General features: G+C 72.3%; 14 protein-coding genes. 12 read left to right on the top strand and 2 right to left on the bottom strand.

Translation table 11 applies throughout. The annotated features are described in order from the left end of the window. Positions 1-70 precede the first annotated feature (70 nt). The 10 genes from rosag_RS13920 to rosag_RS13875 all read left to right on the top strand — a co-directional run bounded on the left by rosag_RS13920 (position 71) and on the right by rosag_RS13875 (position 10,504). On the top strand, positions 71-1,372 hold the full coding sequence (locus rosag_RS13920) for an efflux RND transporter periplasmic adaptor subunit (protein ID WP_284350749.1): 1,302 nt from the start codon (positions 71-73) through the stop codon (positions 1,370-1,372). 38 nt (positions 1,373-1,410) lie between these two features. Continuing rightward, positions 1,411-2,190: an ABC transporter ATP-binding protein gene (locus tag rosag_RS13915; RefSeq protein WP_425607511.1), complete on the top strand. Its 780-nt coding sequence runs from the start codon at positions 1,411-1,413 to the stop codon at positions 2,188-2,190. A 91-nt stretch (positions 2,191-2,281) separates the two neighbouring features. Beyond that, positions 2,282-3,526 carry an ABC transporter permease gene (locus rosag_RS13910; protein ID WP_284350747.1) on the top strand — a complete coding sequence of 415 codons (1,245 nt, stop codon included), beginning with the start codon at positions 2,282-2,284 and terminating at the stop codon, positions 3,524-3,526. Between the two features lie 8 nt (positions 3,527-3,534). Next, positions 3,535-4,785, top strand: coding sequence for an ABC transporter permease (locus rosag_RS13905; RefSeq protein ID WP_284350746.1), 1,251 nt, complete (start codon positions 3,535-3,537; stop codon positions 4,783-4,785). A gap of 128 nt (positions 4,786-4,913) precedes the next feature. Further along, a complete protein-coding gene (locus tag rosag_RS13900) occupies positions 4,914-6,155 on the top strand; it encodes an ABC transporter permease (protein WP_284350745.1) in 1,242 nt (413 codons plus the stop codon). A 7-nt stretch (positions 6,156-6,162) separates the two neighbouring features. Then, entirely contained in the window at positions 6,163-7,425 is a 1,263-nt protein-coding gene (locus tag rosag_RS13895; RefSeq protein WP_284350744.1) for an ABC transporter permease, read from the top strand. 209 nt (positions 7,426-7,634) lie between these two features. Continuing rightward, the gene (locus tag rosag_RS13890) at positions 7,635-8,195 is read left to right on the top strand and encodes a hypothetical protein (protein WP_284350743.1); all 561 of its coding nucleotides are present in this window, start codon (positions 7,635-7,637) and stop codon (positions 8,193-8,195) included. 78 nt (positions 8,196-8,273) lie between these two features. Further along, positions 8,274-9,035 carry a bacillithiol biosynthesis deacetylase BshB1 gene (gene bshB1, locus rosag_RS13885; protein ID WP_284350742.1) on the top strand — a complete coding sequence of 254 codons (762 nt, stop codon included), beginning with the start codon at positions 8,274-8,276 and terminating at the stop codon, positions 9,033-9,035. Between the two features lie 7 nt (positions 9,036-9,042). Then, a complete protein-coding gene (locus tag rosag_RS13880) occupies positions 9,043-9,813 on the top strand; it encodes a tryptophan 2,3-dioxygenase family protein (RefSeq protein WP_284350741.1) in 771 nt (256 codons plus the stop codon). A gap of 7 nt (positions 9,814-9,820) precedes the next feature. After that, complete coding sequence (locus rosag_RS13875) at positions 9,821-10,504, top strand: cyclase family protein (RefSeq protein WP_284350740.1); 684 nt, start codon at positions 9,821-9,823, stop codon at positions 10,502-10,504. Here rosag_RS13875 and rosag_RS13870 read toward each other — a convergent pair. Next, positions 10,501-11,544 carry a hypothetical protein gene (locus tag rosag_RS13870; protein WP_284350739.1) on the bottom strand — a complete coding sequence of 348 codons (1,044 nt, stop codon included), beginning with the start codon at positions 11,542-11,544 and terminating at the stop codon, positions 10,501-10,503. The genes rosag_RS13875 and rosag_RS13870 overlap by 4 nt on opposite strands. Before the next feature lie 98 nt (positions 11,545-11,642). Between rosag_RS13870 and rosag_RS13865 the strand changes: the two genes are divergently transcribed. Together rosag_RS13865 and mnmA are read left to right on the top strand one after the other, a co-directional pair. Then, the gene (locus rosag_RS13865) at positions 11,643-12,812 is read left to right on the top strand and encodes a cysteine desulfurase family protein (protein ID WP_284350738.1); all 1,170 of its coding nucleotides are present in this window, start codon (positions 11,643-11,645) and stop codon (positions 12,810-12,812) included. Further along, entirely contained in the window at positions 12,809-13,939 is a 1,131-nt protein-coding gene (gene mnmA / locus rosag_RS13860; protein WP_284350737.1) for a tRNA 2-thiouridine(34) synthase MnmA, read from the top strand. Before rosag_RS13865 ends, mnmA begins: the two co-directional genes overlap by 4 nt. Here mnmA and rosag_RS13855 read toward each other — a convergent pair. After that, positions 13,936-15,327 (bottom strand): hypothetical protein, encoded by a 1,392-nt coding sequence (locus rosag_RS13855; protein WP_284350736.1) that lies wholly within the window; start codon positions 15,325-15,327, stop codon positions 13,936-13,938. The genes mnmA and rosag_RS13855 overlap by 4 nt on opposite strands. Positions 15,328-15,448: the final 121 nt, after the last annotated feature.

Genomic DNA, 15,448 nt, shown 5'->3' with positions numbered 1-15,448 from the left:
CCCCCTTCGCGACCGGGCGCCGCACGGCGCCTCGCACCCCAGTCCTACCTCTCCCCTTCCGGAGTCCCGAATGTCCAAGCGCATGAAGCTGACCATCGCCGGCGTGGCGATCGCCGCCCTGGCCGGCGTGGCCGCCGTGGGCGCGTCGAAGCGCGGCACGAAGGCCACCGAGGTCAAGATGGAGGCCGTCGGCCGCCGCGACCTCGTGGCCTCGGTCACCGCCAGCGGGCAGATCATCCCGCACACGAAGGTCGACGTCAGCGCCGACGTGACCGGGCGCATCGTGCGGCTCGCGGTCGAGGAAGGGCAGTTGGTGACGAAGGGGCAGTTCCTGCTGCAGATCGACCCGGTGCAGTCGGAGGCCGCGGTGCAGCGCGCCACGGCCGCCGTGTCGTCGGCGCGCGCGCAGGCGGCGCAGGCGAAGGCGAACTGGGTGCAGGCGCAGGCGACCTACAAGCGCCAGAACGACATCGTCCGCCAGAACCCGCAGCTCGTCTCGGCGCAGGAGCTGGAGCAGCTGAAGACGCAGGCCGAGGTGAACCAGGCGCTCTACGAGGCGGCGCAGCACCAGGTCGACCAGGCCATCGCCGGCCTGCGCGACGCGCGCCGGGGCCTGGAGCGCACGACCATCGTCGCGCCGATGAGCGGCAAGGTCACGCGCCTGAACGTCGAGGAGGGCGAGACCGCCATCCAGGGCACGCTGAACAAGGACGCGGCGACGCTCCTGACGATCAGCAACATGAGCATCATGGAGACGAAGGTGAAGGTCGACGAGACCGACGTCGCGCGCATCTCGCTCGGCGACTCGGCCATCATCCAGATCGACGCCTTCCCGGACACGACCTTCATCGGCCGCGTGACCGAGATCTCCAACAGCTCGCTCAAGGCCGCGGGCGCGACGGCACAGGCGGCCGACCAGGCGATCGACTACGAGGTGACGATCCAGCTCGTGAACGCCCCGGCGGAGACCCGCCCGGACTTCTCGGCCACGGCCAAGATCATCACCGACACGCGCAGCAAGGTGCTCTCGGTGCCGATCATCGCGCTCACGGTGCGCGAGGACGAGGCGATCGCCAACACCGACACCGCCCCGACCCTGGGCAACCGCCAGCCCCAGAAGCAGGTCGGCAAGAAGGACGTCGAGGGGGTCTTCATCGTGGGGGCCGACAACAAGGTGCAGTTCAAGCCCGTAAAGGTGGGTATCGCGGGTGAGAAGTACTTCGAAGTCGTGAGCGGCCTCAAGGAAGGAGAGAAGATCGTGGCGGGGACCTATCAGGCCATCCGGGAGCTGAAGGACGGCGCGCTGGTGCGCCAGGCCGAGCAGCCCACGGGCAAGGACGGCAAGCCGGCGCCGAAGGGAGCCAAGTCGTGAGCGCGCCCCTCGAGCAGGACACCGAGGCGGAAGCGCCGATCAGCACCACCGCCGAGCGGCGGGCCGTCGTCGGCGTGACGGGCCAGGCGCCGGGCAAGGAGTGGGTGATCGTCACCCGCGGGCTGAAGCGCGAGTACGACATGGGCGGCGAGATCGTCCGCGCCCTCCGGGGCGTGGACCTCGCCATCCGGCGGAACGAGTACGTGGCCATCATGGGCCCTTCCGGCTCGGGCAAGTCGACGCTGATGAACCTGATCGGCTGCCTCGACACCCCGAACTCGGGCGAGTACTGGCTCAACGGGCAGCTCGTCTCGCAGATGAGCGACGACTCGCTGGCGCACGTGCGCAACCGCGAGATCGGCTTCGTCTTCCAGACGTTCAACCTGCTGCCCCGCTCCACCGCGCTGCAGAACGTGGAGCTGCCGCTCGTCTACGCCGGCGTGCCGGCGGCGGAGCGGAAGCGCCGCGCGACGGAGGCGCTGGAGAAGGTGCAGCTGGGCGCCCGCCTCGGGCATCGGCCCAACGAGCTCTCGGGCGGCCAGCGCCAGCGCGTCGCGATCGCCCGCGCGCTGGTGAACGACCCGGCCATCCTCCTCGCCGACGAGCCCACGGGTAACCTGGACTCGAACACGTCCGAGGAGATCATGCGCGTGTTCGAGGGGCTCGCCAGCCAGGGCCAGACGGTGGTCATGGTGACGCACGAGCCCGACATCGCCGCGCACGCGCGCCGCGTGATCGTGCTGCGCGACGGCGTGATCGCCAGCGACGAGCGCCGCGAGCAGTTCGCCAGCCGCATCCTGACCCAGCCGGCGCACTGAGTCCGCGCGAAACGAGCGGCGGGAGGGGTGCGTACGGATCCCCGACGCACCCCTCCCGCCTTTCGCATCGCCGCCCCGCGCCCTCCCGCCGATGCCGGTCCTCGAAGCCATTCGCCTGGCCCTGACGCAGCTCCGCGTGCAGAAGCTCAAGAGCTTCTTCACGCTGCTGGGCGTGACGATCGGCGTGATGTTCCTGATCGCGGTCGTCTCGGTCGTCAACGGGATGGCGCAGTACGTGGAGCAGGACTTCGCCGGCAAGTTCCTCGGCGTGAACACGTTCTCGCTGCGCAAGACGCCCGACATCAACATGGGCGAGATGACGGAGGCGCAGTGGCGCGCGCTGCAGCGGCGACCGCCCATCACCGTCGAGGACGCGTACGCGGTGCGCGACGCGCTGCCCGCCGGCGCGCGTTGGGCGATCCAGGACCTGCGCTGGGTCAACCCGACCACCAGGTACGTCGCGGGCGGCCCGCAGGTCGTCGCGCAGGCGGTGACGACGGACCTGTTCCGCATCAAGGACCTGGTCGTCTCGCGCGGCCGCATCTTCAACGAGCAGGAAGCCGCGATCGGCGCGCCGGTCGTGATCATCGGCGAGAGCGTCGCGGCCGAGTACTTCCCGGGCCTCGACCCGATCGGCCGCGAGCTGCTGATCGAGCGCGTGCCGTTCCAGGTGATCGGCATCCTGGAGAAGCAGGGCTCCGTCTTCGGGCTGAACCTCGACCGCCAGGTGTTCGGCCCGTTCCTCTCGCCCATGCGCCGCATCACGCACGCGCGCGTGAACCTCTACGGCGTGGTCGTGCAGGGCCAGAACGCCGCCGAGCAGGCGGTGCTGCAGGAGATCGTGCGCGAGACGATGCGGCGCCGCCACAAGCTGCGCCCGGGCGCGAAGGACGACTTCGCGCTGGAGAGCTCGCAGAGCGCGCTCACGCAGTGGATGTCGATCAAGAAGTACCTCGTGCTCGCGGGCATCGTGCTGCCGGCGATCGGGCTCGTGGTGGGCGCGATCGTGATCATGAACATCATGCTGGTCGCGGTCGCGGAGCGCACGCGCGAGATCGGCGTGCGCAAGTCGCTCGGCGCCCGACGCCGCGACATCCTCGCCCAGTTCCTCGCGGAATCGACGACGCTCTCGGTGCTCGGCGCCGCGCTGGGCGTGGCGCTCGGCATCGGGCTGGCGCGGCTGGTCGCGATGACGACGCCGCTGCCGACGGGGATCGCGATGTGGTCGGTATGGGTCTCGGTGGGCCTCGGCGCCGGCGTCGGCGTGCTCGCGGGCGTATACCCGGCCAGCCGCGCCGCGCGCCTGGACCCGATCATGGCGCTGCGCCAGGAGTGACCGGAGCGATGCGCATCCTCGACCGTCTGCTCGCCCTGCTGGAGGGCGTCGTCATCGCCGTCGACGCGATCCGCGCCAACAAGGTGCGCGCGGGGCTGACGATCCTCGGCATCGCCGTCGGCGTGTTCGTCGTCACGATCATGTCGGCCGCGGTGCACGGCATCAACAGCGGCGTCTCCAAGGCGATCGCCGCCGCCGGCCCGACGACCTTCTTCGTCACCAAGTGGCCGGGGGAGCTGGTGAGCTGCAACGGCTCCGCCGACTCGTGCCCGTGGCGCCGCTTCCCGCCGCTCACCATCGACCAGGCGCGCGGGATCGAGGGGCTGTCGAGCGTGAAGCTGGTGGTGTCGCAGATCGGATCGTCGACGCCGGTGAAGTACGCCGACCGCGACCTGCCGAGCGTGGGGCTGAACGCCTACACGCCGGGGTGGCTGGAGGTGGAGGGCGGCGCGCTGGTGGACGGTCGCGACTTCACCGCCGCGGAGAACGACGCCGCCGCGCCCGTGGTGCTGATCAACGGCAAGCTGCGCGAGCGGCTGTTCGGCGACGGCGGCGCGATCGGCAAGGAGATCCGGCTCGGCGGCCAGCAGTTCACCGTCATCGGCGTGTTCGAGCCCATCGCGACGGCGTTCGACTCGGGCGAGAAGGGGCGCCTCTACATGCCCTTCGAGACGGCGAAGCGGCGCCTCGACGTCGGCGTGAACTGGATGCAGATGACCGTCAAGCCGCGCGACGGCGTGACGCGCGACGTGGCGATGGACGAGGTGCTCGGCCTGCTCCGCACGGAGCGCCGGCTGCGCCCGGGCGACGCGAACAACTTCCACATCTCGACGCCCGAGAAGATCCTCGAGATGTACAACAAGGTCGTGGGCGCCTTCTTCCTGGTGATGATCGTCCTCTCCGCGGTGGGGCTGATCGTCGGCGGCGTGGGCGTGGTGGCGATCATGATGATCTCGGTCACCGAGCGCACCCGCGAGATCGGCGTGCGCAAGGCGCTGGGCGCCACGAAGGCGATCATCCTCTGGCAGTTCCTCGTCGAGGCGGCGACGCTGACGGGCATCGGCGCCGTGATCGGGCTCGTGCTCGGCACCGGCATCGCGGCCGTGATGCGCAACATGACGCCCATCGAGGCGGCCGTCCCGCCCACCGCAGTCGTCGCCGCCCTGGTCGCCAGCGCCTTCACCGGCATCGCGTTCGGCATGCTGCCCGCCATCCGCGCGGCGCGGCTGGATCCGGTGGATGCGCTGAGATACGAATGACGCTGCGTGCTGCGTGCTGCGTGCTGCGTGAACGACTTCGAGACGCCTCTCACGCAGCACGTCACACGCAGCACGCAGCACCCTGAAGTACCCCCGCAGTACACGGCTCCTCCCTGCCCCACCCCCCAATGCCCCTGCTCGAAGCCGTCCGGCTCGCGCTGCAGCAGATCCGCGTGCAGAAGCTCAAGAGCTTCTTCACCGTGCTCGGCGTGCTCATCGGCGTCATGTTCCTGATCGCCGTCATCTCCATCGTGCAGGGGATGAGCAACTACATGGAGAACGACTTCGCCGGGAAGCTGATCGGCGGGAACACGTTCACCGTGCGCCGCTTCAACTTCATCGGCGGCGACTACTCCGAGGAGGAGTGGCGCCGGATCCAGCGGCGGCCGCGCATCTATCCGGCGGACGTGAAGATCATGCGCGACGCGCTGCCGCCCGGCACGCAGACGGCGATCCACAGCGAGGACCGGCCCTACGCGGTCACGCCGTACGCACGGCGCCGCCAGGTGAACGCGGTCGCGACCGACGGCGACTACTTCCGCATCAAGAAGTACGACCTGTCCAGCGGGCGCGCCTTCACGCCGCAGGAGGCGGAGCTGGGCTCCTCGGTGGTCGTGATCGGCGACGAGGTCGCGCGCGACTTCTTCCCGAACCTCGATCCGCTGGGCCGCGAGATCCGGATCGGCGGGCTGCCGTACACCGTCATCGGCGTGATCGAGAAGCAGGGCAACGTGTTCGGCTTCTCGCTCGACCGGCTGGCGATCGCGCCGTTCAACAGCGCGCTGCGCCGCGTCACGAACCCGCGCGGCGACGTGGACGGGCTGATCGTGCAGGCGCCGACGCGCGAGATGCTGGAGGACCTGCAGGAGGTCGTGCGCGAGGCGATGCGCGCGCGGCGCCACCTCGGGCCGGGCCAGGAGGACAACTTCTCCTTCGAGACCTCCGACTCCGCCCTGCAGTTCTTCGATGAGCTCAAGGGGAAGATGCTGATGTTCGGCACCGCGCTCCCGGCGATCGGCCTCATCGTCGGCTCGATGGTGATCATGAACATCATGCTCGTCGCGGTGGCCGAGCGGACGCGCGAGATCGGGATCCGCAAGGCGCTCGGCGCGCGACGGAAGGACATCCTGCGCCAGTTCCTCGTCGAGTCGGCGACGCTGAGCCTCGTCGGCGCGGCGATCGGCATCGCGCTCGGCCTGGGCGCGGCGAAGCTGCTCGCGATGGCCTTCCCGTTCCTGCCCGCCGGCGTCGCGCCCTGGTCGATCGCCGTCGCGCTGGTGGTGGGCGCCGGCGTCGGCATCGTGTCCGGCGCGTACCCCGCCAGCCGCGCCGCGCGGCTCGATCCGATCACCGCCCTGCGCTCCGAGTGAGGCCCTGATGTCGATCTTCACCCGCGTCCTCCAGACCGTCGAGGGCATCGGCATCGCGCTCGAGGCGCTGCGCGCCAACAAGGTGCGCGCGGCGCTCACGATCTTCGGCGTCGCCATCGGCGTGTTCGTCGTCGTCGCGATGGCGGCGGCGGTGCACGGCATGACGCGCAGCTTCCAGAGCGACGTCGAGGCCTTCGGCGCGACGTCGTTCCAGGTGCGCCGCCGCCCCCTGAACGTCAGCTTCGGCCCCAACGAGGACGACCCGACGCGCCGCAACCCGCCGCTGACGCGCGACGAGGCGGCGATGCTGCGCGCGCTGCCGTCGGTGGCGGCGGTGACGGAGATCTGGGGCGACCAGAAGCCGTTCCGCTACCGCGACAAGCAGCTGCCGTCGGTCGGCTACGACGCGCTGAGCTCCGAGTGGATGGAGACCGACAAGGGCGACATCTCCCCGGGCCGCAACTTCAGCGCGCAGGAGGAGAACGCGGCGGCGCGCGTCGTCATCGTCAACGACACGCTCAAGGCGCGCCTCTTCGGCGACTCCGATCCGATCGGCAAGCAGATCACGATCGACGACGAGCCGTTCACGGTCATCGGCGTCTACCACACGACGGCGGGCTTCCTGAAGTCGATGGACGGCCGCGGCCCGGACCGGCCGCGCGCGATCGTGCCGATGGGCACCGCGCGCCGCCACCTGAACCTGTGGACGCGCGGCGTGATGATGATGGTGAAGCCGCGCGAGGGCACCGTGCAGGCCGACGTCATGGACGAGGTGACCGCCGCGCTGCGCGGCCGCCGCGGCCTGCGCCCGTCGCAGCCCAACACCTTCGCGCTCGTCACCTCCGACCGGATGATGGAGGCGTTCGACAAGCTGTTCGGCACGCTCTTCATCATCGGCCTCAGCCTGTCGGCGGTCGGCCTGCTGGTCGGCGGCGTGGGCGTGGTCGCGATCATGATGATCTCGGTGACCGAGCGCACGCGCGAGATCGGCGTCCGCAAGGCGCTCGGCGCGACGAAGGGGACGATCCTCTTCCAGTTCCTCGTCGAGGCGGTGACGCTGACCTGCATCGGCGCCGCGCTCGGGCTGCTGCTGGGCTGGGGCGCGGCGGCGCTGATCCGCAACGTCTTCGCGTCGATCCCCGCGGCGGTGCCGCCGCAGGCGGTGATCAGCGCGCTGGTGGTGTCGGCGCTCACCGGCGTCGCGTTCGGGATGGTGCCGGCGGTGCGCGCCGCGAAGCTCGACCCGGTCGAGGCGCTGCGGTACGAGTAGCGGCGGCCGACTCACGAGGCCGCCGAACGGGGCGCCCGCGCGATGCGCGGGCGCCCCGTTCGCTTACGCTCCAGGCCGGTGACGGCACCGGAAGGCGGGTCGTCTTGCGCATGCTCCGCGCGGATACGCATGTTCCGCGACCCCCCTCGCGACGCGCCCCTCTGGTGCGTCGCCGCCGTCCGCCGTCTCCGCAGTCCCGGAGGGACATCGTGTCGCACCGTCCCCTCGCCCGCCGCGCGCCGCAGCTGCGTCGCGCCCTGCCCGCTCTCGTCGCCGTCGCCGCCCTCGCGGGTACCGGGTGTCGGAGCGCGGGTCCGTTCAAGATCAGCCCGATCTCCGACGCGATGACGCCGTCGACGCTCCTCGGCTGCGTGGCCGAGGTGGCGGCGGAGCGCGGGCTGCCGGTGATCGAGCAGCGCGCGGAGGCCGACGAGCCGACGCTGTTCGCCCGCAGCACGGCGCTCGACGCGCCGCAGTCGGCCGATCCGCGCCGCGTCGACATGCTGACCGTCTCGTTCAAGAAGCTCGGCCGCGGGCTGAAGGTGCTGGCGCAGACGTTCGTCGTGCGCGGCCAACCGGCGGCATCCGGTGCCGTGGCGTCCGCGGCCGCGCCCGCGGTCGTGCGCCCCGCGGCGAACGTGAGCGCCGGTCCGGCGGTCGCCGACGACACGCCGAACGACGGCACGCTCTGGCAGGCGACGCAGCCCTCGCTGCGCGTGGCCGAGGCGCGCGACGCGGTGCTGGCCCGCTGCGGCAGCCTGGGACCGTGAGCGCATAGCCGCGTGCTCCGTTCGACCGCCGACGCCCGCCCTCCGCATCCCGGGGGGCGGGCGTCTACATTCCGCGCCATGCAACCACCTCCGGAAGGCGGCCCCGACGCGACGGCGCTGGACGCGCCGCTGGACGTGCTGGCGATCGGCCCGCACCGCGACGACGTCGAGCTGACCTGCGGCGGGACGCTGGTGAAGGCGGCCGCACAGGGGCATCGCACCGGGATCCTCGACCTGACCCAGGGCGAGATGGGCACGCGCGGCTCGGCCGAGCTGCGCGCCGCGGAGGCCGAGGCGGCGGCGCGCGTGCTGGGGCTCGCGGTGCGCGAGAACCTGCGGCTGCCCGACGCCGGCATCTCCAACACGCAGGAGACGCGCGCCGCGCTCGTGCAGGTGCTGCGGCGCCTGCGGCCGACGATCGTCATCGGCCCGTCGCCGGTGGGGCGGCATCCCGACCACCGGCTGGCTGCGGAGCTGATCCGCGACGCGTGCTTCCTGGCCGGCATCGTGAAGTTCGCGCCGAGCCTGCCCGCGCACCGCCCGCGCAAGCTCCTGCACGCGATCGCCTATCGCGAGGACTTCGTGAAGCCGACCTTCGTGGTGGACGTCTCGGAGGAGTTCGAGCGCAAGCTGGAGGCGGTACGCTGCTACGGCTCGCAGTTCGACGGCGCGATCCAGGCCGGCGAGGTGATGCCGAACGGCGAGCCGCTGTACGACATCGTGCGCCACCACGCGGCGCACTACGGCTCGCTGATCCGCGCGCGCTACGGCGAGCCGTTCCTCACGCTCGAGACGATGCGCGTCGACGACGTGACCACGCTGCAGGTCTCCACGTTCTGACCGTCCGATGAGCACCGACACGCCCGTCACGTACGGCTCCTACCTCGAGCTCGATCAGCTGCTGGCGCTGCAGCATCCGCGCGGCAGCCAGCAGGGCGCGCCCGAGCACCCCGACGAGCTGCTGTTCATCGTCGTGCACCAGGCGAGCGAGCTGTGGTTCAAGGTGCTGCTGGCCGAGCTGGAGGCGCTGCGCGGCTGCCTGGCCGCGCGCGAGGCGGAGTCGGCGCTCTGGCGCGTGCAGCGGCTCAACGCGCTCACGCGCATCGTCTCGGCGCAGCTCTCGGCGCTCGACACGCTGCCGCCGCAGCGCTTCCTGCAGTTCCGCGGCTACCTGGGCAGCTCCAGCGGCTCGCAGAGCGTGCAGTTCCGCGCCATCGAGGCCGCGAGCGGGCTGCGCGATCCGCACTTCGTGCAGGTGCTGCGCGAGCATGGCGAGATCCCGGCGCTGGTGCAGGCGGAGCTGGGCAAGCCCGCGCTGCAGGACCTCTTCCTCGCGCTGCTCGAGCACGCGGGCGTCGCGCCGGACGAGCTGTACACCGGCCCCGGTCCGTCGACGCTCTTCCTGCTGGCGGAGGGGCTGCTGGAGTACGAGCAGCAGTTCGCGCGCTGGCGCTTCGCGCACGTGCAGCTGGTCGAGCGGATCATCGGCCCCGGCACGATGGGCACCGGTGGGACGCTCGGCGCCAAGTACCTCGCGCGGACCGTGACGCAGCGCTTCTTCCCGGTGCTGTGGGAGGTGCGCAGCCGCCTGTACGGCGCGGCGACGGGCCGCGCCTGAGCGCGACGTGCGGCGGCTGATCGACGCGAGCGTGCTGCTCGGCGCCACGACGCCGGTGTGGCCGGGCGACACCCCGTTCAGCTGCGGGTGGGCGTGCCGCATCGCGAGCGGCGCGAGCATCAACCTGTCGGCGATCACGCTCAGCCCGCACGTGGGCACGCACGCGGACGCGCCGCTGCACGTGCGCGACGGCTGGGCGGCGACGGACGCGCTGCCGCTCGAGGTTTTCATCGGATCGGCGATCGTCGTCGACGTCGGCGACGTATCGGCGGGTGCGGAGCCCGACGGGCCGGGCGCGCTCTCGCTCGCGACGCTGGAGGCGAGCGCGCGCGCGAGCGGCATCGTGCTGGCCGACGCGCTGCGCGACGCGCCGCGGCTGCTGCTGCGCACGGGTCGGACGATCGCGGGCGGCGACTTCCCCGCCGGCTGGCCGTGGGTGGAGCCCGACGCCGTGCGCGCGCTCGCCGCGCTGGGCCTGCGGCTCCTGGGCGTGGACGCGCCGTCGATCGACGCGCGCGAGAGCAAGACGCTGGCGACGCATCACGCGCTGTTCGACGCGGGCGCGTTCAACCTGGAGAACCTCGACCTGCGCGAGGTGCCCGCCGGCCGCTACGAGCTGATCGCGCCGCCGCTGCGCGTCGAGGGGCTGGACGGCGCGCCGGCGCGCGCGGTGCTCGTCGCCGACGGCTAGCGGCCGCGCAGCGCGGCGATCCGCGCGCCAAGTCCCTGCGGCTCCAGCAGGCCGTCGGCGATGGCGGCGATCTCCTCGGCCTCGCGCCACGCGCGCTCCAGCGACGCCAGCTCGCCGTCGAGCAGCGCTCTCCGCTCCCGCTCCTCGTGCGCGACCATCTCGACGGCCAGCCGGTCGACCGGCCGCAGCGCGTAGAGCCCCGTCTGCGGGATCTCGTCCTTCCCCCACCAGTGCGACTCCGTCTCGCGCGCGGGCAGACGCGTGAGCGCGCCAATGCCGCGCAGCCGCGCGAGGTAGCCCTCGGGCCCTCCGGCCTCCTCGATGCGCGCGACCGCGCCGCGCACCGTGTCCGGCGACCCGCCGAAGCGGTTCACCGCCGGGATGAGCTGGGCGAGCGCGCGCTGCGCCTCGTCCCCCTCGAAGTACCAGCGCGCACGGTTCGCGCGCACCTCGAGCCCCAGGGCGCCGTCGGCCGCGTCGACGATGCGCGTCTCCGCCAGCATCCGCCGCGTCACCACGACCGGGTGATCGGGCAGGTACGGGACGCGCGCCACGACGGCGTCCGGGTTGCCGCGCACCAGGCGCTGGGCCGTCTGCGCTCCCAGCCAGACGAAGGCGCCGATACCGACGCCGGCCGCCACCCCGCCGGCGATCAGCGCGCCGACGCCGAGCATGCCGAAGCCGGCCGCCGCCGCCATCCGCGTGCGGCGGCGCCCGAACTGGTCGCCGTAGCGCCAGGCCGCGAACTCCGGACGCAGCGGCCGCCCGATCCGGACCAGCTCCAGCCCGTCGCCGACGCGGGCCAGGCCCACCTGGTCGGTCGCCGCCCGCAGCCGCGTGCCCCGATAGAGCCGCTCGGCTGCGTCGATGGCCTCCCAGCGCTCCTCGACCGGGGTGAGGTTCCAGCGCTCGCACCGTCGGCAGACGACCCACAGGCGGCCCTTCTCGGCGTCGTACGCCAGGCGGCGGCCGACGGGGAACGCCTCCAGCACCTCGTTGCGGCCGAGGGAGGCGTGGCAGAAGAGGCACGTGGCGTACACGCGCAGACGATGGACTCCCGTCGCGGCAGCGCGGAAGGGGGCGCCGTCCGAAGTGCCCCGAGCGATTCCGCAGGCGCCGGGGGGGCGTATCTTTCGGCATGCCCGAGCCCATCTACCTGGATCACGCCGCCACCACGCCGGTGCGCGACGAAGTGCGCGCCGCGATGGAGCCGTTCCTCGGCCCCCGGTTCGGCAACCCGTCGAGCGCGCACCGCTGGGGGCGCGAGGCCCGGACGGCGCTCGACGAGGCGCGCGAGCGCGTGGCGCGGTGCCTCGGCGCGCACACCGATGAGGTGTGCTTCACCTCGGGCGGCACCGAGGGCGACAACCTCGCGATCTTCGGCACGTGGCGCGCGCGGCGCGCGAGCGGCCGGCGCGCGATCGTCACGTCGCCCATCGAGCACAAGGCGATCCTGGCGGCGGTGCACCACGCGGCCGAGGACGGCGCGGACGAGCGCATCGTCCCGGTCGATGGCAACGGACAGATCGATCGCGATGCCTACGCGGCCGCCCTGCGCGACGACGTCGCCGTGTGCTCCGTGATGTGGGTCAACAACGAGGTCGGCGTCGTGCAGCCGATCGCGGAGCTCGGGGCGCGCGCGAAGGGCGCCGGCGCGACGTTCCACACGGACGCGGTGCAGGCGTTCGGCAAGCTGCCGATCGACGTCGCGACGCTGCCGGTGGACCTGCTCACGATCTCGGGCCACAAGATCGGCGCGCCCAAGGGGATCGGCGCGATCTTCATCCGCCGCGGCACGCCGCTGGAGCCGATGCTCTACGGCGGCGCGCAGGACCGCGGCCGCCGCCCCGGCACCGAGAACGTCGCGTTCGCCGTCGGGCTCGCGGTCGCGTGCGAGCTGACGCTGGGCGAGCACGGCGCCGAGTGTACGCGGCTGCGCGAGCTGCGCGACGCGTTCGAGGCGCGCCTGCTGGCCGCGGTGCCCGACGCGGTGATCCACGGCCGCGGCGGCGAGCGTGCGCCGCACGTGTGCAACGTCTCGATCCCCGGCATCGACTCCGAGTCGCTGCTGATGGCGCTGGATCTCCAGGGGATCGCGGCGTCGGGCGGGTCCGCGTGCCAGACCGGCAACGCCGCGCCGTCGCACGTGCTGACGGCGATGGGCGTGCCGCCCGACCTCGCGTCGGGCGCGATCCGCCTCAGCTTCGGCTGCCTCTCGACGCCCGAGCAGATCGAGCGCGTCGCAACGGTCTTCCCGCGCCTGGTCGAGCGCGCGCGCGCCGCGGCCAGCGCGACGTCGGAGTGGTGAGCACGCAGGTGACTTCGCCCGCGGGCACGCCCGAGCGCGTGCTGGTGGCGATGAGCGGCGGCGTGGACTCCTCGGTCGCCGCCGCGCTGCTGGTCGAGCAGGGCTACGACGTCGTCGGCGCGACGATGAAGCTGTTCTGCTACGGCGAGGAGGTCCCCGACCGCCCGTGCTGCTCGCTCGACTCGATCGACGACGCGCGGCGTGTGTGCCAGCAGCTCGGCGTGCCGCACTACGTGCTGAACCTCGAGGACCGGTTCGGCGCCGACGTCGTCGACGACTTCGTGCAGGAGTACGCGCGCGGGCGCACGCCGATCCCGTGCGTGCGCTGCAACACGTTCACGAAGTTCCGCGACCTGCTGCGCAAGGCGGACGCGATCGACGCGCGGTGGATCGCGACGGGCCACTACGCGCGCGTGCAGGACGGCCGGCTGCTGCGCGGCCAGGACCTGTCGAAGGACCAGACGTACTTCCTGTGGGGCGTCGACCGCGCGGTCGTGTCGCGCATGCTGCTGCCCGTCGGCGACGGCACGAAGGCCGAGACGCGCGCGATGGCGCGGCGCCTGGGCCTCGCGGTCGTCTCCGAGAAGGTCGAGAGCCAGGACATCTGCTTCGTTCCCGACGGCGACCACACGAAGATCATCCGCCAGCGCCTCGGCGCCGACGCGCCATCGCTGTCGCGCGGTCCGATCGTCACGGCGAACGGCCGCGTGGTCGGCGAGCACGACGGACATGCGCGCTTCACCATCGGCCAGCGGCGCGGGCTGCCGGGCGGCTTCGCGGAGCCCATGTACGTCGTCGCGATCCGCCCCGCCGAGCGCGCGGTCGTCATCGGCCCGCGCGAGCAGCTGCTGGGCCGCGGGCTCGTCGCGCGCGGCGTGAACTGGCTGGTCGACGCACCCGCCGTCGGCACGATGCTCGACGTGCAGGTGCGGCACCGCGCGCGCGCCGTCGCCGCGGAGCTGGTGCGCGCGGCGGGCGACCTCGTCGAGGTCGCGCTGCAGGAGCCGGTGGCCGCGATCACGCCCGGCCAGTCCGCGGTGTTCTACGACGGCGCGCAGCTCCTCGGCGGCGGCTTCATCGACGCCGCGGTGGGACAGCGGCTCGCACTGCCCGTGCTCGCGGCCTAGTTGCCGTAGAAGCGCGCCGCGAACGCGTCGATCGTGCCGCGCGGCACCGGTGCGCCGTCGGGACCGTTCGCGAAGAACACCAGCCCGTCGATCCGATCGCGGTACTGCACCGCGATGTCCTCCAGACGCCGCGACTCGTCCGGGAAGTCGCGCATCGAGGCGTAGGTGTACCACGGGTCCACGTAGTCCAGCGTCGCGAGGATGCGCGGCCCGGGCACGAGCGTCAGCTTGCTCTTCAGGTTGTCGAGGTAGCGCGGCGTGTCGGTGATGACGCAGAAGCCCGACGCCATCAGGTAGTCGAACGCCTGGTATCCGGTCGCGGGGAAGCTGAACGTGGTGCGCTCGACGTCGACGTTGTTGTAGGAGTCGAACCACATGATCTCGCGCGCTCCGAACGCGCGGCGCGAGTAGTCGAGGAACGACTGGATCGCCGCCGCCTCGGCCGCGCTGTAGCCCGGGCCACGCCCCGGCTCCCACTTGCCGCGCGTGCCGAACTGGTTGCCGTACAGGATGCCGTCGAAGCCGAGGTCGCGCAGGTACGCGGCCGCCTGGTCGACGATGAACTCCCCGCACAGCTTCCCCGCCGGCGCGCCGTCGGGCGCGCTCGCGTACGTCAGCGAGTCGGGGCGCAGCCGCCCGCGGATGTCGAAGCTGTCGAAGCGCAGGTCCATGCACTCCGGATGGCGCGTGTACTTCCAGTACTCCCAGGCCATCTCCGGCCCGGGATCGATCTGGTCGAACACCTTCACCGTGAGGCCCTGCGCCGCGCCCTCCTCGCGGAACGCACGCACGATCCCCGCGATCTGCCGGAAGCGCAGCTTGCGGTCGAACGCGGGGACGTCCTTCCCGTTCGTGTAGCGCGCCCACATCACCGAGTCGTCGGCGAAGCGCGGCCCGCGGTACATCAGCATGTGCTCGCTGTTGCCGACGGCGAAGATCACCACGACCTCGGACGCGCGCGCCGTCAGCGCCTCGTAGTGCCGCAGGAACGCGGCGACGCCCGGCCGCGGGTTCTCGAAGTCCGCCAGCATCTTGGGCGTCGCGAAGAGCACGATGCTCGTGGGCCGTGGCGCCACCACCACCGGCACGCGGACGATCGTGTGCCGCCAGCCGTCCACGGCCCACGCGACGACCGATCCGGATCCGCGGCTGGAGCACCGCACCTCCGCGGTGCCGCCACTGCCGTTCGCGACCGTCGTGTGACCGTCGGCCGCGGCGAACGCCACCTTCGGCGTCGCGTGGCCCGGCGTCGCATCGCCGCCGGTGACGGTCGCGCGGATGGTGACCGAGCGCCCCGCCGCGCACGTGATCGTGGCGGGCGTGACCGAAACCGCGAGTGGCGCGGCGGGTGCGGACGCGGGATCGGTGCACGCCGCGAGCGCCGACATGGCGGCGCAGGCGAGCGTGCGAAGCGAGCGGAGGACGTTCGGTCGTGCGGTGTCTAACGAGTGCGCGTGCATGTTCCCGAGAAGGAGTGAGCCCTCCTCAGGACGAGCACACCGCCCGGGA

The sequence above is a fragment of the Roseisolibacter agri genome (assembly GCF_030159095.1).
Taxonomy (GTDB): Bacteria; Gemmatimonadota; Gemmatimonadetes; order Gemmatimonadales; family Gemmatimonadaceae; genus Roseisolibacter; species Roseisolibacter agri.
The sequence above is the reverse complement of the archived record's forward strand: the minus strand, read 5'-3'. Positions and strand labels throughout refer to the sequence as shown.